The sequence below is a fragment of the Allostigmatella hybrida genome (assembly GCF_020103775.1).
In the GTDB taxonomy this organism is placed as follows: domain Bacteria; phylum Myxococcota; class Myxococcia; order Myxococcales; family Myxococcaceae; genus Hyalangium; species Hyalangium aurantiaca.
Genome location: NZ_JAHXBH010000004.1, coordinates 133,633 through 155,779, shown reverse-complemented (window position 1 = coordinate 155,779; position 22,147 = coordinate 133,633). Strand labels below are relative to the sequence as shown.

Genomic DNA, 22,147 nt, shown 5'->3' with positions numbered 1-22,147 from the left:
CTGTCAGGAGAGGACGGCCGCGGGCATCTATCTACACCCGCACGGGAGAGTGAATCGTTGAAGGAAATCTACGGAAACACCCTGGGCCTCAAGGCCAGTGAACAGAGCCGGCTGCGCAACACCTTCCGGCGGCGCGTGGCTCCCCACGAGATTGTTTCCCCGGAGCTTGCCCGCCACCTCACCGAGCTGTCGAGCGAGCTCAACCGGCAGGTGGGCGTCCTCATCAACCGCAAGGGCGAAATCGAGCACGTGGTGGTGGGCAACGCCCACAAGCTCGAGCTGCCCGACATCGGCCGTGCCCGCGCGGGGCAGATCCGTCTGCGTGGCCTGCGGCTGGTGCACACGCACCTCAAGAGCGAGCCGCTCACCAAGGACGACCTGACGGACCTGGCGCTGCTGCGCCTGGACATGGTGGCCGCCGTGGGCGTGGGCCGGGAAGGCCTGCCCGGGGTGCTCCACTACGCCCACCTGGTGCCCGAGAACGGCACCGGCGAGTTCTGGCAGGTGGCCACGCTGCCCAGCGTGCACCATGACCAGCCCGACCTCCTGGACACCCTGGAGGCGCTGGAGGAGGAGTTCAACCGCAAGGCCGCCGCACGCGCGGTGGGCGGGCGGGAGAAGGCCATCCTCGTGGCGGTGTGCCTGGACGGCAACCGCGCGCACGCCGAGGCAAGCCTGGCGGAGCTCAAGGAGCTCGCGCGCACGGCCGGCGTGGAGGTCATCGACAGCGTGCTCCAGGTGCGCCGCGAGGCGGACCCGCGCTACCTCATCGGCCGGGGCAAGCTGGAGGACCTGAACCTGCGCTCCATGCAGTCCATGGTGGACGTCCTCATCTTCGACAAGGACTTGACGCCCTCGCAGGGCCGCCACATCGGCGAGGCCACCAGCCTGAAGGTGCTGGACCGCACGCAGCTCATCCTGGACATCTTCGCCCAGCGCGCCCAGAGCGCCGAGGGCAAGCTCCAGGTCGAGCTGGCCCAGCTCAAGTACCGCCTGCCACGGCTCGTCCAGAGTGACGACTCGCTCAGCCGGCTCGCCGGTGGCATCGGCGGGCGCGGCCCCGGTGAGACGAAGCTCGAAATCGACCGCCGCCGGGTGCGCGACCGCATCAACCACCTGGAGAAGCGCATCGACGCCGTCTCGCGCGAGCGCAGCGTGCGGCGGGCCCAGCGCAACCGGCGCGAGCTGCCCGTCATCTCCATCGTGGGCTACACCAACGCGGGCAAGTCCACCCTGCTCAACGCCATCACCAACGCGGACGTGCTGGCGGAGAACAAGCTGTTCGCCACGCTGGACCCGACGAGCCGCCGCCTGCGCTTCCCGCAGGAGCGCGAGGTCATCATCACCGACACGGTGGGGTTCATCCGGGACCTGCCCAAGGACCTGGTGGCCGCCTTCCGCGCCACGCTGGAGGAGCTGTACGACGCCAGCCTGCTGCTGCACGTGGTGGATGCGGCGGACCCCGCGCGGGACGAGCAGGTGGAGGCGGTGGAAACCATCCTCAGCTCCCTGGGGCTGATGGAGAAGCCGCGCCTCATGGTCTGGAACAAGGCGGACCTCATGGCCTCCGACGAGGTGGAGGCCCTGCTCCGGTCCCGGGGCGGCGTCGCCATCAGCGCGGAGACGCGCGAGGGGCTCGCCTCCCTGCTGGCCAAGGCGGACACGACGCTGTTCGCCGAGGGCGCCTCGCAGATGCTCGGGGCGCTCTGAGCCCTACCCGCCCTGCTCCTGCTTCCGCATGGGCATGGCGTCAATCACGGGGAACATCTCCTCCAAGGGGGCGGGCAGGGGCGAGCGCCACTTCTCGCCCCCGTCCTTGCCGATGAGCACCGCGGCCCCCTCCCCGGGCGCCACCTTCCAGCGCGCCCGCGCCTCGCGTTCGCCGGGGAGGCGGGCGTCCTTCCCTTCTTTCGCTCCCACGATGAGCACGAGCACGTCCCGCTCGGCGAGCTCCGGCCGGGCCCGCTCCAAGCCCTGAAGCTGGGCCTGCCACGCTCCGCCCGGCTCCCCGGGGAACAGCAGCAGCACCCGCTGCTTCCACCGCAGCCCGTCGAGGGTCTCGACACCTTCGGGCACCCCGGGGCCTTCCACCGTCAGGGGGGCGGTCATGAGCAGCTCCAGCAGCAACAGGGTGAGCATGGGGGCCTCCTCTTCCCGCAACCTGCGGCCCCCTTCCCTTTCCGGCACCTCGCGGCGGGCGAGCAGGAGAGCGTCTGGCAGGGGTGGTGTCTGGCCCCAGGCTTTTCTAGATTCGCCCCCGTGCTCACGCTGCTCTTCTATTTCTTCCTCCACCTGACGCAGATCGAAGGCCTGCCCGGCCAGGACAACCGGCCGCAGTACGTCCGGCCCGCGTCCTCCATGGCGCCGAAGTACTTCGAGCTGCTGGAGCAGAACAGCCACATCATCTACCCCGCGCTGGGCCTGCTCGCGCTGGGGCTGGTCATCATCGGCATCATCCAGGCCTGGCGCAGCCAGGACATGGACGGCTTGACCAAGAACGAGTTCAAGCGCGCCATCGTCAACGAGCTGCGCAGCAACCTCAGTGGCCTGCCCGGCGACGTGCTCGCCCGCGCCATTGGCCTGGAGCGCCTCAAGACCATGAAGCTCCTGGAGCAGATGCAGCAGGAGGGGATGATCAGCTCCTACATGAGCTCCAACCGGATGATGGTGTGGCGCGTCCGGGGCACCGGCAACGACCGGAAGGACGCGCGCTACTGAGCGCCCTGCCCTGGGCCCTCCGGGCTCAGGCGCCGCCCAGCTCCGGCTTCGGCTGACGGGTCATCAGTTCCACCACCGCGGCCTTGGCGCTCTTGCCCTCGTGGGAGATGGCGTAGACCTGCTGGCAGATGGGCAGCTCCACCCCCAGCTTCACGGCCAGGTCCTGGGCGCTCTTGGCCGTCTTCACCCCCTCGGCCACCTGCTTCATGTCCCCGAGGATGTCCGCCAGCGGCCGCCCCTTGCCCAGCTCCATGCCCACGCGGCGGTTGCGGCTCAGCTCGCCCGTGCACGTGAGCACCAGGTCCCCCATCCCCGACAGCCCCGAGAGCGTCAGCGGGTTGCCACCCTTGCGCACCGCCAGCCGGGTGATTTCCGCCAGCCCCCGGGTGATGATGGCCGCCCGCGCGTTGTGGCCCATGCCCAGCCCGTCCGCGATGCCCGCCGCGATGGCGATGACGTTCTTCAGCGCCCCGCCGTACTGCACCCCCACCACGTCATTGGAGGTGTAGGAGCGGAACGTCTCCGTCTGGAGCATCTTCTGGCACCGCGCCGCCACCTTCTCCCAGTACGAGGCGATGGTCACCACCGTGGGGCTGCGCAGCGCCAGCTCCCGCGCGAAGCTGGGGCCCGACAGCACGGCGATATAAGGATGGAACTCCTCCGGCAGGCAGTCCTCCAGCAGCTCCGTCATCGTCAGCAGGGTCTCGTTCTCGATGCCCTTGGCCACCGTGAGCAGCGGCACGTGGCGCGGCAGGAAGTCCACCGCCCGGGAGATGATGTCCCGCGTGGCCTGGCTGGGCGTGGCCAGGATGACCAGCTCCGCGCCCTCCAGCGCCTCCTTCAAATCCAGCGTGGCGCGCACCCGCGGGGACAGCGGGATGCCCGGCAGGTACGTGGGGTTCTCGTGCCGGGTGTTGATGCTGGCGGCGAGCGCCTCGTCACGCCCCCACAGGCGGACCTCGTCACACGTCACCGCCAGGGAGTTGGCGAGCGCCGTACCAAAGGAGCCAGAGCCGATGACGCTGCTGCGCATGGAAGCCTCGGAATGAGAGGGGGCCTGGGCAACCCTTCAGATGCCCGTGACCACGCCCAGGGAGAGGGTGGGCATGAAGGAGGCATCCTCGGGACGGCCATGAATGTTGCCGCCCACCATGATGACGTAGGACGTCCGCTCGGAGAAGGGCACCTCCACCCCCGTACGGAACAGAACATTGCTGGAGACCTTCACATCGTCCGGCGCCCCGCCCAGCGGCGTGCGCACGACCGGATCCGTGTCGAAGGCCAGGTGGTAGCGCACGTCCAGGAAGGCCCGGGTCCGCCGCCCCACCCGCACCGAGCCGGTCAGCCCCGGCATGAGGTTCCAGTCGCGCCGGCCCGTGAAGTACCGCCCGCCGTGCTGCTCACGGGCCTGCGGCTTGAGGAAGAAGGCATGCCCGCCCTCCAGGCCCAGGGACACCTGGGCCTCCTCGCCATTCACCAGGGACAGCCGCACCCGGGCATTCACCTCGTTCATGACGCCGTACAGGCTGTTCACGGCGGCGCCCGCATCGAGCCAGGGGAGCACCCCCCATGAGACTTGGGCCGAGACGAGCGGAAACCCCAGGAGCAGGCCCGCTGCCAGTTGCCCCTGCCCCAGGGGGATGGCGCCCTGCAGGCTCACCCGGTTGGGACCGAACGCCGCCGTCCGCACGGGGGTCCGCGCTTCCGGGCGGGGCACACCCCGGAGAGGGGCTTCGGGGCCGGGCGCCTCCCGGCGAGGCGGAGGGGGGGGCGCGGGCATGGCGTCCACCGGAGGGGCCCCGTCCGCCGGGCCCGGGAAGCTCAGCCAGGACTCGTCCGGCTCCGGATTGGCGGCGGAGGCGGGCCCGGAGGCCTCCTGCCCCCAGGCAGGCAGCCCCACGCTCAGGGCCAGCAAGGATGTCAGGAGGGGGGTTCGCATGGGGACGGGCCGGGGCAGCTTAGAACACGCCCCGGACGTCCAGCACCCACCAACCGCCCGCATTGTGCCCCCGAGACGCCCCGCCCGGTCTAGCATCCGCGCGCCGGAATCTCCGGCGGAGGAGCACGACGGGATGAGGCCCGGATGGGGCGTGGGACTGGTGATGGCGCTGACACTCGGGGCATGCCGGGAGCGCGCGCCCTCCACACCGGAGGATGCGGGCCCGCGCGCCCCCGCCGTGGCGTGGACGGGGCCCGGGTGTGACACCCTCCTGCCCGCGGATCTCCTGGAGCTGGCGCTGCCCGGCTTCACCGGCAAGGAGGCGCGCGCGTGCCCCACCTGTGGCCCGCTGTGCACCTACCGCTCGGCGGCCGAGCCCGGCGTGACCGTCTCGCTCACCTATGACTGCCAGCCCCGGGACTCGCACACCGAGGTCCGTGAGCTGCTCGAGCCCACCCTGAAGGCCGGCGGCGTGGAGGTGCCCGCGCTGGGCCGGGCCGCCGCGCGCCGCTCGCTCGTGCCCGGCATGCTCCAGGTGGTGGCCTGGGACGATGACACCCCGTGCGTGCTGGCCGTCACCTGGCTCGGCGCGGGTTCCGAGCGCGCCGTCGAAGTCCTGCGCACGGCCCTGCGCGCCACCACCTCCGTCCTGCTCCAGCCGGACGCGGGCCTGGTGGCGGCCCCGCCTTCGGAAGGGCCCGCCGGCGGCGGCGGGCTGCCCTGAGCGGGGCTACTCCTCCTCGAAGGAGATTTTCTGCCCGCGGTCCACCTCGTAGATGGCCGCCTGCATCCCAAAGCGCACCAGCCGCTTGCCCAGGCGCGGGAAGTCCGCCACCTCCACCTCCCGCCGCTCGCCCCCGGAGAGGTAGACGAGCTCCGCGTCGAAGGGGTTGAGCAGGTGGTGGCCCACGCTGGGCGTGGGAAAGCCCATGAAGTCTCCGGGCCCCACCTCGTGGCGTTCCTCCCCAATCTCGGCGATGCCCCGCCCCGAGAGGATGTAGAGAAACTCCTCCTCGGAGTGGTGGGAGTGAAAGACAAAGGACTCCTTGCCCGGGGCCAGCTTCAGCAGGTGAATCCCCAGGCGCTTGAGCCCGGTCAGCTCACTCAGCGACAGGCCCCGCACCAGCGAGGCGGGGTTGAGCGGGTGGGACTGGGACTGCTCGGGCACCCGCGAATGATCCGCGGCCCGCACGAGCAGCTTCGAGGAGGGGGCATCCGTCTTCGCCGTCATGGCACGCTCCGGTCAGAACGCCCAGGCTACAGCGTGCGCAGGAACTCGACGAGGTCCTCCACCTCGGCGTCGGAGAGCTGCGACGTCTTGCCGTGCTGATCCGTGTAGCGCGTCTGGAAGATGCGCTCCCGGAGCGTCTTCGCGCTGCCGTCATGCAGGTACGGCGCGCTGCGCGCCAGCCCCAGCAGGGACGGGGTGTTGAGGCCCAGCTTGCGCACGGCCTCGATGTCCGGCTGCGCGCCCGTGAGCACGAAGGTGCCCACGTTGGCCTGATTGTTGTTGGTGAGCGCCTGGCCCGCGTGGCACTCGTCACACCGGGCCTTGAGGAAGACCTGGGAGCCGCGGATCTGCGCCTCCGTCATCTGCTCGCGCTGGTAGGGGTTGTCCGGCGCCGGGGCTGCGTCCATGAAGGCGGTGAGCTGCGCCGTCATGAACGCATCCACCATGCCCCCGCCCATGCGGTGGCGCACGGTGGTGTCCAGGAAGTCGCTCAGCGAGGAGAACTCGCCGCTCCAGTGGAACGGGCCCGTCTGGGGAATCATGCGGCCGGCAATCGTGGGCGTCTGGCGCGGCCCATCCGGGAACATCCACGTGTGGCCGTCATCGCGCACGTCGTGGTGGCAGGTGGAGCACGCGGCGCCCACGTTGGACGCCGTCATGCGCGTGTCGAGCGCGGAGAAGAAGAGCTTGCGGCCCATCACCACCTCGGGCGGCAGCACGTCCCCGGCGAGCTTCAGCCGGGGTTCCTCCTCGCGGATGTTCACCGTCCCCGTGCCATCGCCCACCAGCCGGCTCAGCGTGTGGTCGAAGCCGTTGTACACGTAGGCCCGGCGGCCATCCCGCGACAGGGCAATGCCGGTGGGGCCCGAGCCCACGCGCACGAGCTGGCGCACGGTGGAGGTGGTGACCCCCGGCCTGCGGCTCAGGTCCTCGCCCGAGCGGCGGTCGGTGGGAATCACCGCCACGTTGTTCGTCTCGCGGTTCACCACGTAGAGCCACGCCCCGGTCGCGTCCACCACGGACGCGATGGGCCCCTGCACCGGGTGCGAGGGGTCCGGGCTGGTGATGGTGTTGGGCGGATAGTCCGGGTTGCCGTCCTCGTGGCAGGTCTGGCTGTGGTCGTCCACCAGAGGCTCGGCGGTGTCCGCCTCGAAGGTGACGATGCCCGGCGAGGCGATGGCGCCCGTGCCGCACGGCCCGCCCCCCCCGTAGAGGCTGCCCCCGCCACCGCCGGAATCCGGCATCCCCGGCGTCACGACGGGGTCCTCGCGCGCCCACTGCGCCGTCGCGAAAGCCCGGCGGCCGTCCGGCGACACCACCACGTCCGTCATGCCCCGGGCATGGAAGAGGGTTCCCGGAAACTCCTGGGCACTCCCGCCCGGGCCCCGCCGCAACAGCAGGGTGGCGTTGGCGCGCTCGTAGAGCCCGGTGCTCGCCTTGAGCACCTTCGGCCGGTCCCGGCTGGACAAGTCCAACTGAACCACCTCGCCCGAGCGGTGGAGCGTCACGAGCGCCGTGCCATCCTCCCTCAGCGCGATGCCGCGGGGCTCCTCGCCCACGGGCAGCTCCCAGCGCTTGGCGAGCGTGGCCGTGTCGAAGGCGGCGACGGAGCCCGTCTCGGTGGTGTCGAGCATGGCGGTGTTCACCACGAAGAGCGTCTGGCCATCCGCGGAGACCGCCAGGCCCATGGGCTCCACGCCCACCTTCAGCCGCGCCGCCTCCGTCCACTCGCCCCGGCGGATGACGGACACGCTGCGGTCGCCCCGGTTGGAGACATATAAGGTGTCATCTGGCCCCACGGTGATGCGCTCAGGGGCGCGGCCCACCTTGATTTCGGCCACCTTCTCGTAGGCCTCGGTGTCCACCACCGCGACGATGCCGTTGTCGGTGTCCACCGCGTAGAGCAGCGCGTCATCCCGGCTGAGCGCCACGGAGCCCGCGGAGGTCGAATAGGTGGCGATGGGCTTCTGCTCACAGCCCGTCCACCCCAGGGCCAACACCATCACCGCGGCCAGAACCTGCTTGCGCATGGGCACTCCTCGACAGGAAGGGTTCCGGCCCGGCTCCTTCCTCCCAGGGCGGCATGGTGCCACCGGCGGCAACCCAAAGTCGAATGTTTCCCCACACCGGGTGTGACTCGCTGGACACAGAAGCCACGCTCCTGGCCAAGCCTCCACGACACGGGCATACATGGCGGGAGCGGAGTAAGGAGACCCCGTGGCCCGTGCCTCGCCCCCCATCGTCCTGAGCTTCCGGCGCACCTTCGCACTGCTCATCGTGCTGGTGGTGCTGCCCTCGGCGGGGCTGTCGGGCTTCGGCGTGGTGGCCATCATCAACGAGCGCGCCGCGGTGGAAAAGCGCCTGGAGGCCGCCTGGCACGGCACCCTGAAGGCGCTGGCGAAGGACCTGCCCCAGGAGCTGCGCCAGGCGCGCTTCGTGGAGCGCGGCGAGGAGCTGGACCTGGTGAACACCCCGGGCCGGGTGCTCTCCAACGCCTCCTTCTGGATCGAAGGGGGCAAGGTGACGTGCTCGGATGCGCCCCTGGCGCTGGCGCTCAACGCGGTGCTCACCGACCTGAGCCACCTGCCCCCGGACACGACCGTCTTCTCCTTATATGTGGGCGGCCTGCCGGTGCTCATCGCCGCCGAGCGGCACGGCAACGGGGTGCGCGGCACCCAGCTGTCCACCGCCGCCGTGGAGGCGCTGCTGACGGAGCAGGCCGAGCACTACCTGACCTCCCCGGAGCCGGTGCTCTTCGCGCTGCGGCCCATCCCCCGGGAGACCAACGAGGGGCTCATGGGCCGGCTCATGTCCGAGGTGGTGCAGGCCCGGGCGAGCGCCCTGGGCCCCCAGGTGCTGGCGGACCAGGTGCTCGCGGCGCCGCTGCAGGACTTCCGGCTGGTGGTGCTCCCCACGGGCGAGGACCCGGTGGCGCGCGCCTCCACGCGCAACCGCGTGGTGTACGGCGTGCTGCTGGGCCTGTTCTACCTGACGCTCACCTTCGGGGTGGTGTACACCGGCCGGGTCCTCTACCGGGAGGCGAAGCTGTCGCGGCTGAAGACGGACTTCGTCTCGCTGGTGAGCCACGAGCTGCGCACCCCGCTGACCTCCATCCGCATGTTCATCGAGACGCTGGCGCTGGGACGGCTGAAGGACCCCGCGCAGATCCAGGAGGTGCTCCAGCTGCTCACGCGGGAGACCGAGCGGCTGTCGGTCCTCATCGAGCGGGTGCTGGACTGGGCGCGCCTGGAGAGCGGGCGCAAGGAGTACCAGCGCGAGCGCATCGCGGTGGCCGACCTGGTGGACACGGCGGTGGCGGCCTTCCGGGCCCAGCGGCTGGATGGGGGCATGGACCTGAAGGTGGAGGTGCCCAGCGGGCTGCCCCCGGTGCACGTGGACCGGCACGCCATGGCCGGCGCCCTGCTCAACCTGCTGCAGAACGCCTACAAGTACAGTGGGCAGGACAAGCGCATCGCCCTCACCGTCCGCGCGTACCGGCGGTGGGTGGCCTTCTCCGTGGAGGACAATGGGGTGGGAATCGCACCCAGGGACCGCCAGCGCATCTTCGAGCGCTTCTACCGGGTGGACAACCTGCTGACCCGCAAGACGGAGGGCAGCGGGCTGGGCCTGGCCATCACCAAGCGCATCATCGAGGCCCACGGGGGACGCATCTCGGTCCAGAGCAAGCTGGGCCGGGGCAGCCTCTTCACCATCCAGCTTCCAGCGGGAAAGGCATGAGCGGCAAGGTCCAACGCATCCTGGTCGTGGAGGATGACCTGTCCATCCTCACGGGCCTGTCCATCAACCTGCGCATCGAGGGCTACGAGGTGCTCCAGGCCCAGGACGGGCGCGTGGGGCTCGCCAAGGCGCTCGACGAGGCGCCGGACCTCATCGTCCTGGACATCATGCTGCCGGAGCTCAACGGCTTCGATGTCCTCAAGGAGCTGCGCCAGCGCGGCCGGGACACCGCCGTGGTGATGCTCTCCGCCAAGGGCATGGAGACGGACAAGATTCTCGGCCTCAACCTGGGGGCGGATGACTACGTGGTGAAGCCCTTCGGGCTGCAGGAGCTGATGGCGCGCATCAAGGCCGTGCTGCGCCGCCGGCACCCCGTCTCCGGCGCGCCCCCGGTGACGTTCGGGGACGTGGAGGTGGACATGGTGGGCAAGACGGTGGCGCGCGCCGGCAAGGCCGTGGAGCTGACGGCGCAGGAGTTCAAGCTGCTCACCCACTTCCTGGCCCACCCGGGGCGGACCTTCTCCCGCGAGGAGCTGCTGTCGGGCGCCTGGGGCTTCGACTACGAGGGCAGCGCGCGCACGGTGGACAACTTCGTGCGCCAGCTGCGGCTCAAGTTCGAGCCGGATCCGGAATCCCCCCGCCACTTTCTGACGATCCGGGGGCTGGGCTACCGGTTCGACCGCTGAGGCCGCACATTTTGCTTTCCGGGAGCCACCGCCTCCCGCACGATGCCCGCCGAGCTGCCGAGGACACCATGCGCCGCCGCTACACCATCCACCGAGACGGGGACCTCCTCGTGGAGGAACTCGACGCCCAGGGCAAGGCCATCGACCCCGAGCCCGTGCCCCCCGAGGACCGGCTGCCCGTGGAGCTGATCGTCATGGCGCCCGATGGCGAGGACGGCCGCGCCCAGCTGCTGGACTTGATGGAGCTGGCGCTCGGCATCGAGACCGAGGGGCCCCCGCCCAACCCCAACGGGCCGGACAAGTTCAAGCTCCCCGTCATCAGCTGACGGGCTACAGCCCCACGACGCCAATCTGGCGGGAGTCCTCCAGGTCGAACGGCTTGCCGTCGAAGCGCCCGTAGCGCTCGCGCAGCGTCAACCCACAGGCACTGAGCGCCGTTTCCAGCTCTTCCGGGGAGAAGTGGCGCAGCCGCAACCGGCGGATGGGCGCCGGGCCCCCGGGCGGCTTGCGCTCGCTCAGGTGCAGGGCGAACAGCGAGCGGCGGGGCTCCAGCGGGGCCGTGGGGGTGTCGTCCCGGGGGAGAATGGCCTCGCGGGGCGGGTTGAGCACGTCATAGATGAAGGTGCCATCCGGCGCGAGGTGGTGACGCACCGTGGCCAGGAAGGCCTCCAGGTCATCCCGGTTCGGCATGAGCCCCATGGCGTGCTGGGGGGCAAGCACCAGCGGAAAGCGCTCCTCCAGGCGCAGGGCCCGCACATCGGAGATGACGAAGCGCACCCGGCCGGAGACCTCCGGGGACTCCGCGCTGCGGCGCTCCTCGGCGGAGCGAATCATCGCCTCGGAGGCGTCCACGCCCACCACCGGGAACCCATGGCCCGCCAGGGACCAGGGCACCCGGCCGTTGGCGGTGCCCAGCACGAGCACCGGCCCGCCCCGCTCACCTGCCTGGCGCATGTAGAAGAGGAGATCCGGCTCCTGGCTCACCAGGGACAGGGGCGCACGGCCGCGGACATCATTCCCGCTCATGTCCCGGACGTAGCACGGAAAGACACCTTGCCGGGACAGGGGCCTGCTCATACTGAGCAATCCTCTTCCCACGGCCTGTCCAGGAACCGACGCGCCCCTCTGCCCCGCAGTCGATCCCGTTGGCCCCGGTTTTGCCTCACCCTGAGTGAGCACGGGATGGCAACACCCGTTTTCCTCAAGTGAGGGACGTATGAAGGGCGGACGGAAGTGGGCGGGAGCACTGCTGGCGGCTGGGCTGGTGTCGGCGGCGGCGTGCTCGGATGGCGGCGAGAGCAACGACACCTCGGAGCAGGGCAATCCAGGACTGGACAATCCAGGGCCTGAGACGCCCGTGGTGCCCGTGAATCCCCCGGCGGCGGAGAACCCGCCCGCCTCGGGGAACGATGGCGGAACCCCCGATGCCGGGACGCCTCCAGGCGACGGGGGCACGCCGCCCACGGACGGGGGAACCCCGCCCACGCCGCCGCCCCCCCCCACCCCGCCCATCATCGCCCCCCCGCCGTCGGCGGCCGGCTGGCGGTTCTTCGGCCGGGCCGAGGGGGGCCCGGAGAAGGTGTACGGCGTGACGTCCGATGAGGACGGCAACATCTGGGTGGCGGGCGGCGAAGAGGGCCTCTTCGTGCTGAAGCCCGGCGCCACGAGCTTCCAGAAGTTCACGATGACCGACGGCCTGCGGCCCTACGGCTACCTGCCGGGCGGGGGCACGCCCACGGGCACCAAGTACCTCAAGGTCATCTCCGTGGCCGGCGGCGTGAAGAAGGCGGGCGCCTCGGGCATGGTGTTCGTGGGCTACGAGGGGCTGCCCGGCGAGGGCGCGAACCACTGCGAGAACAACTGGGACGGGGCCAACCCGGACGCCAGCCGCTACAAGAGCGGAGACGCGGACAAGGTGACGCTGCTGCCGGATGGCACCATCACCACGGTGCACTACGACATCTTCTCGGGTCCGGACGTGGTGCGCGACGAGCCCCGCGGCCGGGAGAAGGTCTGCAACATCCTGCGCATCGCGGTGGACAAGAAGACCCACAGCGTCTGGTTCGGCGGCAACCACGGCTTCGCCTGGGGCGACATCCGCTTCGAGGGCAACCCGGCCTGCAACGGGCAGCACTCGTGCGCGGGCCTCTACGAGCACGTGCACCCGGCCATCAACGCCTTCGTCTACTCGAATAAGGCCGAGGACTCGAAGCTCTACCCGAATGATCCGTCCAAGTGGCGCGTGCGCAACGCGCTGCTCACGGACGCCTACTACGGCGTGGCGGTGGACCCCAGCGGGGACGTGTGGTTCGGCGGCGCGGACCGCTCCACGCGCTTCCGCTACGTCACCGCGACGGGCAGCCCGAACTACTGGCGGGCCCAGTCGATGACCGAGGACAGCGCCTACGCCTGGAACCGGTACGACATCTGGACGGACGCGGTGGCGGACGGCTCGCGCCCCGAGCAGCGCACCGCGGACACCGTCTCCGGCATGGCGGTGGCCAAGGACGGCACGGTGTGGGTGGGCTCCTTCGCGAACGGGGTGGCCCAGCTCGACGGCGAGGGCAAGGTGCTGCGCCGGTTCAGCACGGAGCTGGTGGACCGCAAGGGCTACGTCGCTTCGCTCTCGGCGGACCCGCTCGATGGCAGCGTCTGGGCGGGCACGAGCTGGGGCGGTGGCATCAGCCGCATCCGGGGCAACACCGTCATGCACTACAACAGCGACATCATCGGCATGGACCTGGCCATGTCCCGCGTGTCCGACATCCAGGCGGACACCTCGGGCGCCCAGCGCCGCATCCTCGTGGGCTTCATGGGCTACGAGCGCAGTGACAAGCGCTGGGTGGCGGGCTCCATCGGCATCTACACCGGGGACTGACCCTCCACGGCCCAGGATTCAATTCCAGCCAGCGCCACTCGCCCTGCTTCCCCACTCGCGGAAGCAGGGCGTTTTTCTTTCCAACCAAGTTACTCAACCATTCATGACTTCTCCAGCGACAATGATTGTCTACGGGAAACCCCTTAGCGCCGGAGCCTGTCTCTCTCTCCAGCATCACCCAGACCTCACCAGGCAAAATCCGCCTACATTAAAATCAGGCTTTACCGACAGGTGAGGGGTCTGCGCCGGATGGAATGAATTGTCAGTTCCTCCCGGCTCAATCCGAGGCCGCTTGGCCAAGCCCGATAAAGCGCGGTCCGCTGCCGTGGGCAATCCGGGCCAAGGTGACAACAAAGGCTTTCCTCGCCAAACAAGCTCTTTAATCATTGACGGCGTTGACCATTCCCTGTGAACCTTCGTTCATCACCAAACCAAGGAGGCACCGGAATGGAATTTCGACTCAAACACGTCGTGACCGTCGTGGGAGTCCTGGGCTACTCGACTGGGGCCAGCGCTACCATCTTGGAGCAACGCTGCACCGACGACAGCCTCGATCCCGCGCAGGCCATCCAGCGCAACGAGTGGGCGCGCAAGTGCGGTTTGGCCTACAACTCGGGAGGCACCGGGGCTTACTTCAACACGGAATTGCCCGCCTCCAACGGTGGCTACCTGTATGAGTACACGGAGACGACCGTAGGGCCTGCGAGCCGCATGTTTTCGGGCGACTTTCAGTCCAATGAAATTAACTCTACCTACCTGAATACGATCTATCTGAGCTCACCCATCACGAGCTCGATCGATGCTCAGGGCTTTTACAAGTGGACGGGTTCCTCTACCCGAGTCAGGCCGCTCCCACTTTACCCGACTTTCAGCGACAACAGGGACATCACCGCAGGCACTCCGCTGCGCCCACACGCCACCTTGGCGGACTGCAACCTCTACAGGGCCAACGGCACCGTCGCCCCTGCCTTCTATGTCAATGGGTACTGCCGGGCGAGCTGCTACTCTCCGGAGCAGGAGGTGCTGTTCTCGGATGGTCCCCAAGCCATCGTCGAGGCACGCAAGGCGATGCGCGAGGATCTGGTCACCCTGACCGCAGACTCCACGCTGGATGCCATCCAATTGCAGACCAACCAGACCTACAGCTTCACCGAAGAGCTCCGCGATACCCGGCACACGCTCTATGAGATCGCCACGGAGTCGGGTGGACACCTGCGCGTCACCGGGGCGCACCCCATCATCCAAGGCGAGGGCCGCCTCGTGCAGGCGCAGACGCTCAAGGTGGGGGACGAGCTGGTGAAGGTCGACGGCTCGCGCGACCGCATCACCGACATCCGGCAGACCCCGTACTTTGGCAAGGTTTACAACGTGCGCCCCGTGACCGATCAGCCCGTCACGAACATCCTCGTTGCCCAGGGCTTCCTCGTGGGCTCCTCGACGTTCCAGAACGACGACATCGGCTACATCAACCGCGTCATCCTGTTCAGCTCGACCATCCCGGCCGAAATCATCCCGTAACCCAGTGGCGTTGGCTGAGACGGGTGTGCGGGTAAACCCCTGCCGCATACCCGTCTCGGCCTTGAAATCTCCCGCTCATGAACCTCCTGACGGAAGCACGTGTCTTGTTCGCAGCCCTCTGCGTGGCCGCGTGGCTGCCACAACAGGCAGATGCGCAGCCCATCCTCCAACAGCGGTGCAACGCGGATAGCCGGAACCCAAGCCAGGCCGAGGCTCGCGTCCACTGGGCACGCCGGTGCGCGTTGACCACACATGCCATTTCCCCGGGCGCCTATTACGACACCTACGCCACGGCAGCCAATGGCGGGACGCTGAAGGATTACGCCGAGACCGATGTCAGCTCGAACTGGCAAGGGGTGAACGCCTATATCGGTCAGAACGACAACTTCGAAGTAAACGCCTCGTTCATCAGCAAGCTCTACATGAGCGGGCCGACCTCCCAAGGCCTGGACGCCAATGGCTACTACGAGTGGTGGCGCCCGGCGGCCCGGCGCAAGAGCCGCCCGGTCTATCCCATCTTCGGGAGCCACTTCGACATCTATAGCCTCAGCAACCAGCAGCTCTATCCCCACCCTCAACTGAGCAATTGCTTCCTCTATCGTGATCCGAATGGCACGGTGCTGGCGACCGGCTCCAGCTTCTACGTCAACGGATACTGCGAGGCCGCCGCATCCACGGATCGGTGCACCACCGACCGGCTGAACGTGCGCGAGGCCAAAGAACGGATCGACTGGGCGCGCCAATGCGGTCTGAGGCAGAACATCGGACTCCCCTCCGCGTGGTTCGACACGGGCCTGCTGGCGCTCGATCAGAGCACCACGCTGAAGGACTACTCCGAGACGGCGGCTCCGCAGGACAGAAGGTACTCTGGGCCCAGCGTGAACTATGAGGTCAATTCCGCTTACGTGTCCTCACTCTACAAGTCCGGCACCAGCGCTTATCAGGGCTCCGACGCGCAGGGGTACTACAGGTGGGCCCGGGACCCGGGCTTGATAAGACAGCGCCCGTTGTATCCCATTTTTGGAACTTCGCCGGATATCAACAGCGGCTCCCTGCTCACCCCGGGCATTGGTTCCGATTGCAACCTCTACAGCAGCACAGCGCCAGCCACGTCCTTCTACGTGAACAAGTACTGCGAAAGCATCTACTGAATTCCGCGGCAAGTTCTTGGGCCCGGAGCGGTGGCAGGGCATTGGACAACGGTCCAATGCCCACAGCTCAGGAACAGGTGGACCCGGGTGTTCAGGGGTGAGGGTGGACAAGGCCACGTTCTGTGCCCTCTGGTGAAGAGCCACCTGGGCTTTGAGGAAACCAAGGCTGAAGCCGGCAGACGGTCCGCCGAACCGCACCGCTGTCCAGGTTTCTCTACCATTTGATCTGCTGTGGTTTTCCCAGTTCGGCCATCGTCGCGACAAGCCGGTGAGTCGCACCTGATATTTCCAGAAGGGAAGTCCTTCTTGGAAGCCTGACTGTAGAATGCGCCGGGGAAACCGGGAAACGACTTGCCCGGCAGAGCCCCAGCGCCTCATCTCTTGCTTTTTCAGCAACCTTCTAGTGGAAATCCGGCGCGGCGCGCATCGGTGTGAAGCGGGGACGGGCGCTGGACGAAGACTTCGCGGCGCCTGTCACCTCATCCGCCAACAGGCCATAGAGGATGTCGGCGCTCTTGCGGAGATCCTCGACCGGGGCGCCCTCGTTGAAGCCGTGGTAGTTGATGGGCGGCCCCATGTTCTCGGTGAACAGCGCGCCGGCGGCGATCAGGTTCGTGTTGCCCTTGGCATCCGTTCCGCCCCCAATGGCCCTGGCCGGGCACGGCTCGCCAAGAACCTTCTCGAACGCCTGACTGACTCTCCGGAACGCATTGCTCTCCGGCAGCCGGACGTCGGGCGGGAACAAGGTCGTTGTCCGGTATCCGAGGGTGTAGCCGGGCTCGGCGGGGAAACGCCGCATCAGCTCCGCGAAGGTCTCCTGGAAGCGGCTGGGGGACGCCTTGCCTCCGACCAGTCCCTCCGTCTTGCCGTCCCACGCCACGCTGTGGTGGCCGAGGGCGTAGCGGATGTCGATCTCCACCCGCGCGGCGGTGTCGGGCGCGCCCTCCGGGCGGGTGTAGAAGCGGGTCACGGCATACGTCGTCCCCTTGCCCTCCGTGAAGACATCATCGTGGCGCAGCAGCAGCTCCGGGTGGTGCTCGCCGAGGACCTGGGTGCCCCAGCTCCAGGTGATGAACCGGCTCAGCTCGCTGATCTCGTTGCGCTCCAGGTGGCTGCCCACCATCGCGCTCAAGAAGTTGGCCAGCGAGATCAGCGGGTTGGCACCCTCCCGCCGGTTCTCATCCGGCGCCGAGCCGTGCTGAGCACCGATCACCGAGGTCTTGAGGACCAGGCGATTGTTGGCCAGTCCCGACGTGTCCACGGACAGCGGGGCCTTGCGATAGGCAGGGTCATCGAACCCGTGGCCCTGGTACAGGGCCTCCACCTGCTGGGCGAAGCGCTGGAGGGCCTCCTGCGAATTCGAGCGGATGACCGCGGTGGCCGAGTCGGGAATCTGGTTCGCGGGCCCCTTCGGCGTATCGAGCGATTCGATCCACACCTGTGCTGGGGCCTCGGGCCCGGGCTCAGGTACCGGCGCCCGGCGCTGGATGGTGAAGACGGGGCGCTCCAGTCCCTTCTCGGCGCGGATGCACCACATGGCATCGAAGATGACCCCCAGGTCCGGGTTCTCCTCCGGCTTGTCTTCCAGGTAGTGGTGCATCGACATGTCGGTCTCCTCCGAGGTATCGAAGATGACCTCCAGGGTGAGCCGGTCCAGCCTGGAATCGCCGTCATACTGCCGGGCCACGGCCTTCAGGACGTTGAGGGCGATGAGGGCGGGGCCCTTGTCGTCGATGGCTCCGCGGCCGACGTAGAACTCCTGCTCCTTGCCTAAATAGGTCCGCTGCTCCTTCACGAGCTTGAAGGGCTCCCAGCCCTCCTGGTTCCCTGGAGCCACCGTGTCGAGGTGGCTGCTCAGGGCCACCCGGCGCGGCCCCGAGCCCACGCGAACGCCAAACAGCCAGTACTCCTGGCCATTGATGGTCTTCTTCCACTCGAAGGGAACAAGCTTATGGACCTTCTGAGTTTGATTGAACTGCTCGACCTGGCGCAGCAGCTCCGCCTGGATCTGCTGGAGGTTGGCCACGACTTGAGCCTCGGACAGGTCCACCCCGCGGTAGGTCCGGGCCGCGACAAATGTCGAGAGATCATCGAACAACTGTTCGTCGATGTAGCGATGGAGCTGCACGAGCCCATCGTCTGAAGGCTCATCCTCCGTCGAAGAACACGCACACATCAATCCCAGCAACGCCACGACGGCAAGCCGGATCCCAATTCTAGACATATCAGCCCTTCTGTTCACGCGTAGCACACACGCCTCCCTTGACGGGCCAGGAGGGCTCATCGGCCTTTCCCCCCCAACTCACGCCGCCCTACATACTTGCGTCCCACGGGGGAGGTGAAGGGGGGGCATGCCGGCTGTGGAGAACTTCACGCTTGCGTGGAGCGAGGCCGCGAAGGGTGGATGATGCGCTGTGTTAAGGGTTTCCTCATAGAGGGAGGGCTTCAGTCTCCCAGCCAGTAGAGGTTGCGCCGGGTGCGCAGCACGTTCTCCAAGAACTTCGAGAAGGAACTGGCGACGGGGCCACAGTAATAAAGGTCCGGCCATGCTTCATGGGACCCATCAATGAGGCGATAGCGGCCGTCCTCCTGATGGCCGACGTCCAGCACGACGTAGTTTCCATCCTGCACGTAGCAGATGGCATACATCGAAGCGGGGCCCCACTGGTCGTTGTCTTCTCCGCGGATGGCGACCCGGGCCCGGACGAGCTCTGACAGTGGTAGGACGCGGTACGGGCAACCCGGCCGCTGTTTGATCAGTTCCGCTCCATCACAGTGAAGATAAAAGGCCCGCAGGTCAGGATCCAACCTCCATCCCACCCGGTGCTCGAACGCCTCAATCTGCTCAAGCGTGGCGGGTGGATACGGAAAGTGGTCGCGTGAGACCTCTTCCAGCAGGAGGTTCATGGGTGTGGCCATGATCAATTGTCCAGGTAGGGCAGATTGGGGCCCACCGTATTCCAGGGGGATCTGCTGTCGTAACAGGCAGGATACTGCCTGCCGAACTCGCCATGCACACTGGGCTCAGTAGGCAAGATGTTGTTGCGATCCGTCGGGTCACCGCCGTGTTTCAGATCGCGAATGTGATGGCCCGGCCAGTTATCGCCATCGGCTGGCCACTGGCCAAACTTCTTGCTCCATTGGTCCCGGAAGGAATCTCGAAAGTTTTCCCACTTCTTGCGTGCGGCATCGTTTTGCGCCTTCGTCACCGCAGGGTAGTCGCAGCAACAGTGGAAGATGCCATAGCGGCTACCTGCCTTGACGGGTAACGGAGGGATGACGAGACGTCCCTCCCAATCCAGCTTGATGTCGGCCAACCACATGCAGCCCATGAGCCGATGGCCTTGCTGAGCGCACTCCTTCTGACACATCCGCATGAAGTCCTGCCTGCACTGCCAAGGACCGTAGAAGAGGGTTGTCTTCAACTGCCCTCCGAGCACCGGGAGCCAAGGCAATTCCTTCTTCACCGCAGGGTGGACTCCTGACGATGGTGAAGAACCAGAGCCGCCCACTCCTTGGGGCGTTGCACACCCCATGAGGAGCGCGGCCAGCACAGCCGCTCGGCACAGCTTCAAATGAAAGCGCCTACTTCACCGGCACGCGGTGCTTCTCGAAGAGCGCCTGCTGCCGGCTGACGAGCGGCACCTGCCGGCCCGCGAGCCACATGCCCAGCGGGCGGCTGGCGCTCTCCAGCGGGTCCCCGTTCCACAGCACCAGGTCCGCCACCGCGCCCGGGGCAATGCGGCCGCCCTCCACCCCGAAGGCCTCCGCCACGTTGGATGTCATCGCCCGCAGGGCCTCGGTGTGGGGCAAGCCCCAGGCCACCGCGTTCGCGGCCTCCTGGGACAGCGTGCGCACCCGGTGCGGCTCGCCCAGCGTCGAGAAGAGCACCTTCACCCCTGCGGCATGTAGCAAGGCCGCCTGGTCCAGCCGCCCGCCCAGGCTGTCGAAGTCACTGGGCAGGTTCTGCGTGGGCTGGAGGATGACGGGCACCTTCGCCGCCGCCAGGGCCCCTGCCACCTGCCACGCCTCGTCCGCGCCCACGAGCACGAGCTTGAGCCTGTACTCGCGCGCCAGATCCAGCGCCGCCAGCAAGTCCCCTGCCCGCTTCGCCGCTACCACCACCCGCACGGAGCCGTTCAGCACCGGCTGGAGCGCCTCCAGATCCAACCGGCTCGCGGCCACGTCCCGCATGCGGTTCTGCTCGAAGTCCGCCCGTCGCCGGCCGTACTCCCGCGCATCCGAGAGCAGCTCCCGCAGGCGCTCGAGCACCCCGGAGCGCGAGGTGGACAGCGCCGCCCGGCCGGAGATCCCCAGGTTGATGTGGAGCGCCAGGGGCGTCCGGAGCACGCGGCCATCCGCCGCCACGAAGGCGCTCTGGCCAGGCACCAGTCCCCCTGAAGGAACCGCGCCCACCGCCGTCACGCCGCCCAGCCGGGCCACCGGGAAGAGCTCCGAGGCCGGATTGATTCCATCGGAGGCCCGCAGCGCGGCCCGGATGGGCGTCTTCGCCGCGGCCTCGCCCCGGAAGTCCTCATCGGAGGCAGACCACTCCGCGGGCACCTCCACCAGCCCCAGCCCCGTGAAGGCATCCATCAAGCCCGGCGTCAGCAACCGGCCCCGGCCCTCCACCGCGCGGCACCCGGCGGGCAGCGTCCCCAGCGCCCCCTTCTGCGCCCGCGTCACCTTGCCGCCCTCCACGAGCACCGAGGCCCCCGTCCACCACTCGGAGCCGGTGAACACCGTCACGCCCTGGAAGGCCGTGCACGTCCCCTCCTCCAGGGCCAATAGCGCAGCGCAGGCCGGCTCCTTCACGCCATCGCACGGGGCCTCCAGCCCCAGCGCCTGCCGCGTGGGCACGGCCGCGGGCTGCGCCACCAGCCGGGCCGAGGTCCGCGCGTGCTCCCCCACCTCGAAGTCGCTCGCCTCCACCACGCCCTGGGCGGCGTCATAGGTGACGACGCCATCGGCCCACACGCGCTGCGCCCGCGCATAGGCGCTCAGCGGGTGGCCCTTCCACAGCACCACATCCGCCATCTTCCCCGGCTCCAGCGAGCCCGTGCGCTCCTCCACCCCCATCACCCACGCGGGGTGGAGCGTCACCCAGCGCAGCACCTCCTCCTCGGTGACGGGGATGCCCGACTCGCGCGCCCGCCACATCGCCTTGCCCGCCTCCTGGTTCAGCCGCTGGATGCCGTAGGCCGAGTCCGAGTGGATGACGGTCCGCACCCCGGCCTGCCACAGGAGCCCCGGGTTCTCGGGGATGCCATCCCAGGCCTCCAGCTTGAAGCCCCACCAGTCCGTCCAGGTGGCCACCGCCACCTCTTTCTTCGCCAGCACGTCCCGGAGCTTGTAGGCCTCCACCGCGTGGTGGAAGGCGCGGATGGAGAAGCCCGCCTCCTCCGCCACCTGGAGCATCACCGCCATCTCATCGGCGCGGTAGCAGTGGTTCTGTACGAGCAGGTTGCCGCGCAGCACCTCCGCCAGCGTCTCCAGCTTCAAGTCCCGCGCGGGCGGCGGCCCCGCCTCCTCGGGCTTCTTCGCCCGCTTCTTCTCCCAGTCCTCGCGCTTCTGGAGGTAGTCGCGCGCCAGGGCGAACGCCTGCCGGAAGCCGGCCACGTTGGCCATGCGCGTGGCGGGCGCCATCTTGCGGCCCTCGCCGTACACCCGGCGCGGGTTCTCCCCGCAGGCCATCTTCAGCGCGTCCTTGGCCCCCGGAAACTGCATCTCCGCCGCCGTGCGGCCAAAGTGCAGCTTCACCGGGAAGCCCCGGCCCCCAATCAGGTTGGCGCTGCCCGGCAGCACGAGCAGCGAGGTCACCCCACCCGCCGCCGCGCGCCGCAGCCCCGGATCCTGCGGCCAGAAGCCGTGCTCGGCATCCACCTCGGCCGTCACCGGGGCGGTGGCCTCGTTGCCCTCCTCGTTGGCGAAGCTCGCCGGGGTGGCGTACACGCCCAGGTGGCTGTGCGCATCGATGATGCCCGGGGTGACGAAGAGCCCCGTGCCGTCCAGCTCCTCCGCGCCCGGCGGCGTCTGCACCTCCGCGTTGCGGCCCACCGCCAGCAACCGGCCCTCGGCGAAGGCCACCGCGCCATCCTCGATGGCCGGGCCCGAGGCGGGCATCACCGTGGCATGGCGGATGACGACGGCGCGCGGCTGGACCCACGTCCGGGTGGCCAGGACCTGCGCCGGTGCCGGAGCGGGGAGCGCCGGGGGCGCCGATGTGGGAGGAACGGAGGCACACGAGGCCAGCACGGGCAGCAACAGAAAGAGAGGGCGCATGCGACG

19 protein-coding genes are annotated in these 22,147 nt (G+C 68.5%); 9 read left to right on the top strand and 10 right to left on the bottom strand.

The features are described 5' to 3' along the window. The first annotated feature begins 57 nt into the window (after positions 1–57). Entirely contained in the window at positions 58–1,710 is a 1,653-nt protein-coding gene (gene hflX, locus KY661_RS09650) for a GTPase HflX (protein WP_225409930.1), read from the top strand. Between the two features lie 3 nt (positions 1,711–1,713). On the opposite strand, the gene KY661_RS09645 is transcribed toward hflX, so the two are convergent. Next, positions 1,714–2,139 carry a DUF4174 domain-containing protein gene (locus KY661_RS09645; protein WP_225409929.1) on the bottom strand — a complete coding sequence of 142 codons (426 nt, stop codon included), beginning with the start codon at positions 2,137–2,139 and terminating at the stop codon, positions 1,714–1,716. 120 nt (positions 2,140–2,259) lie between these two features. Here KY661_RS09645 and KY661_RS09640 point away from each other — a divergent pair, with 120 nt between their 5' ends. Then, positions 2,260–2,718, top strand: coding sequence for a hypothetical protein (locus KY661_RS09640; protein WP_075004450.1), 459 nt, complete (start codon positions 2,260–2,262; stop codon positions 2,716–2,718). Between the two features lie 25 nt (positions 2,719–2,743). Here KY661_RS09640 and KY661_RS09635 read toward each other — a convergent pair whose 3' ends face one another. Beyond that, on the bottom strand, positions 2,744–3,751 hold the full coding sequence (locus KY661_RS09635; RefSeq protein ID WP_225409928.1) for an NAD(P)H-dependent glycerol-3-phosphate dehydrogenase: 1,008 nt from the start codon (positions 3,749–3,751) through the stop codon (positions 2,744–2,746). A 36-nt stretch (positions 3,752–3,787) separates the two neighbouring features. Further along, complete coding sequence (locus KY661_RS09630; RefSeq protein ID WP_225409927.1) at positions 3,788–4,657, bottom strand: hypothetical protein; 870 nt, start codon at positions 4,655–4,657, stop codon at positions 3,788–3,790. Between the two features lie 133 nt (positions 4,658–4,790). Here KY661_RS09630 and KY661_RS09625 point away from each other — a divergent pair, with 133 nt between their 5' ends. Beyond that, on the top strand, positions 4,791–5,381 hold the full coding sequence (locus tag KY661_RS09625) for a hypothetical protein (protein ID WP_225409926.1): 591 nt from the start codon (positions 4,791–4,793) through the stop codon (positions 5,379–5,381). Between the two features lie 6 nt (positions 5,382–5,387). On the opposite strand, the gene KY661_RS09620 is transcribed toward KY661_RS09625, so the two are convergent. Beyond that, positions 5,388–5,888 (bottom strand): cupin domain-containing protein, encoded by a 501-nt coding sequence (locus KY661_RS09620; protein ID WP_225409925.1) that lies wholly within the window; start codon positions 5,886–5,888, stop codon positions 5,388–5,390. A gap of 26 nt (positions 5,889–5,914) precedes the next feature. After that, entirely contained in the window at positions 5,915–7,918 is a 2,004-nt protein-coding gene (locus KY661_RS09615; protein WP_225409924.1) for a c-type cytochrome, read from the bottom strand. Positions 7,919–8,105: 187 nt separating this feature from the next. Here KY661_RS09615 and KY661_RS09610 point away from each other — a divergent pair, with 187 nt between their 5' ends. From KY661_RS09610 to KY661_RS09600, 3 genes are all read left to right on the top strand, one after another. Beyond that, complete coding sequence (locus tag KY661_RS09610; protein WP_225409923.1) at positions 8,106–9,626, top strand: sensor histidine kinase; 1,521 nt, start codon at positions 8,106–8,108, stop codon at positions 9,624–9,626. Then, entirely contained in the window at positions 9,623–10,312 is a 690-nt protein-coding gene (locus tag KY661_RS09605) for a response regulator transcription factor (RefSeq protein WP_075004444.1), read from the top strand. Before KY661_RS09610 ends, KY661_RS09605 begins: the two co-directional genes overlap by 4 nt. Before the next feature lie 68 nt (positions 10,313–10,380). Then, positions 10,381–10,638 carry a hypothetical protein gene (locus KY661_RS09600; protein WP_075004443.1) on the top strand — a complete coding sequence of 86 codons (258 nt, stop codon included), beginning with the start codon at positions 10,381–10,383 and terminating at the stop codon, positions 10,636–10,638. A gap of 4 nt (positions 10,639–10,642) precedes the next feature. Here the strand turns inward: KY661_RS09600 and KY661_RS09595 are convergent, their stop codons facing one another. After that, the gene (locus tag KY661_RS09595) at positions 10,643–11,338 is read right to left on the bottom strand and encodes a class I SAM-dependent methyltransferase (RefSeq protein WP_398577173.1); all 696 of its coding nucleotides are present in this window, start codon (positions 11,336–11,338) and stop codon (positions 10,643–10,645) included. Between the two features lie 190 nt (positions 11,339–11,528). Here KY661_RS09595 and KY661_RS09590 point away from each other — a divergent pair, with 190 nt between their 5' ends. The 3 genes from KY661_RS09590 (at position 11,529) to KY661_RS09580 (ending at position 15,859) form a co-directional block, all read left to right on the top strand. Continuing rightward, on the top strand, positions 11,529–13,190 hold the full coding sequence (locus KY661_RS09590) for a ligand-binding sensor domain-containing protein (RefSeq protein WP_225409921.1): 1,662 nt from the start codon (positions 11,529–11,531) through the stop codon (positions 13,188–13,190). A 447-nt stretch (positions 13,191–13,637) separates the two neighbouring features. Next, positions 13,638–14,708 carry a Hint domain-containing protein gene (locus tag KY661_RS09585; protein WP_225409920.1) on the top strand — a complete coding sequence of 357 codons (1,071 nt, stop codon included), beginning with the start codon at positions 13,638–13,640 and terminating at the stop codon, positions 14,706–14,708. Between the two features lie 77 nt (positions 14,709–14,785). Then, positions 14,786–15,859 (top strand): hypothetical protein, encoded by a 1,074-nt coding sequence (locus KY661_RS09580; protein WP_225409919.1) that lies wholly within the window; start codon positions 14,786–14,788, stop codon positions 15,857–15,859. A gap of 400 nt (positions 15,860–16,259) precedes the next feature. Here KY661_RS09580 and KY661_RS09575 read toward each other — a convergent pair whose 3' ends face one another. The 4 genes from KY661_RS09575 to KY661_RS09560 all read right to left on the bottom strand — a co-directional run bounded on the left by KY661_RS09575 (position 16,260) and on the right by KY661_RS09560 (position 22,141). Continuing rightward, complete coding sequence (locus tag KY661_RS09575) at positions 16,260–18,083, bottom strand: M20/M25/M40 family metallo-hydrolase (protein WP_225409918.1); 1,824 nt, start codon at positions 18,081–18,083, stop codon at positions 16,260–16,262. Between the two features lie 221 nt (positions 18,084–18,304). After that, positions 18,305–18,778, bottom strand: a complete 474-nt coding sequence (locus tag KY661_RS09570; RefSeq protein WP_225409917.1) for an SMI1/KNR4 family protein — start codon at positions 18,776–18,778, stop codon at positions 18,305–18,307. A 2-nt stretch (positions 18,779–18,780) separates the two neighbouring features. Continuing rightward, a complete protein-coding gene (locus tag KY661_RS09565) occupies positions 18,781–19,326 on the bottom strand; it encodes a hypothetical protein (RefSeq protein WP_225409916.1) in 546 nt (181 codons plus the stop codon). A 118-nt stretch (positions 19,327–19,444) separates the two neighbouring features. Continuing rightward, positions 19,445–22,141, bottom strand: a complete 2,697-nt coding sequence (locus tag KY661_RS09560) for an amidohydrolase family protein (RefSeq protein ID WP_225409915.1) — start codon at positions 22,139–22,141, stop codon at positions 19,445–19,447. Positions 22,142–22,147: the final 6 nt, after the last annotated feature.

Coding starts and splice junctions, on each gene's coding strand:
- KY661_RS09645 (WP_225409929.1), bottom strand. CDS start 2,139: ATGCTCACCCTGTTGCTGCTGGAGCTGCTCATGACCGCCCCCCTGACG.
- KY661_RS09635 (WP_225409928.1), bottom strand. CDS start 3,751: ATGCGCAGCAGCGTCATCGGCTCTGGCTCCTTTGGTACGGCGCTCGCC.
- KY661_RS09630 (WP_225409927.1), bottom strand. CDS start 4,657: ATGCGAACCCCCCTCCTGACATCCTTGCTGGCCCTGAGCGTGGGGCTG.
- KY661_RS09625 (WP_225409926.1), top strand. CDS start 4,791: ATGAGGCCCGGATGGGGCGTGGGACTGGTGATGGCGCTGACACTCGGG.
- KY661_RS09620 (WP_225409925.1), bottom strand. CDS start 5,888: ATGACGGCGAAGACGGATGCCCCCTCCTCGAAGCTGCTCGTGCGGGCC.
- KY661_RS09615 (WP_225409924.1), bottom strand. CDS start 7,918: ATGCGCAAGCAGGTTCTGGCCGCGGTGATGGTGTTGGCCCTGGGGTGG.
- KY661_RS09605 (WP_075004444.1), top strand. CDS start 9,623: ATGAGCGGCAAGGTCCAACGCATCCTGGTCGTGGAGGATGACCTGTCC.
- KY661_RS09600 (WP_075004443.1), top strand. CDS start 10,381: ATGCGCCGCCGCTACACCATCCACCGAGACGGGGACCTCCTCGTGGAG.
- KY661_RS09595 (WP_398577173.1), bottom strand. CDS start 11,338: ATGAGCGGGAATGATGTCCGCGGCCGTGCGCCCCTGTCCCTGGTGAGC.
- KY661_RS09590 (WP_225409921.1), top strand. CDS start 11,529: ATGAAGGGCGGACGGAAGTGGGCGGGAGCACTGCTGGCGGCTGGGCTG.
- KY661_RS09585 (WP_225409920.1), top strand. CDS start 13,638: ATGGAATTTCGACTCAAACACGTCGTGACCGTCGTGGGAGTCCTGGGC.
- KY661_RS09580 (WP_225409919.1), top strand. CDS start 14,786: ATGAACCTCCTGACGGAAGCACGTGTCTTGTTCGCAGCCCTCTGCGTG.
- KY661_RS09575 (WP_225409918.1), bottom strand. CDS start 18,083: ATGTCTAGAATTGGGATCCGGCTTGCCGTCGTGGCGTTGCTGGGATTG.
- KY661_RS09570 (WP_225409917.1), bottom strand. CDS start 18,778: ATGGCCACACCCATGAACCTCCTGCTGGAAGAGGTCTCACGCGACCAC.
- KY661_RS09560 (WP_225409915.1), bottom strand. CDS start 22,141: ATGCGCCCTCTCTTTCTGTTGCTGCCCGTGCTGGCCTCGTGTGCCTCC.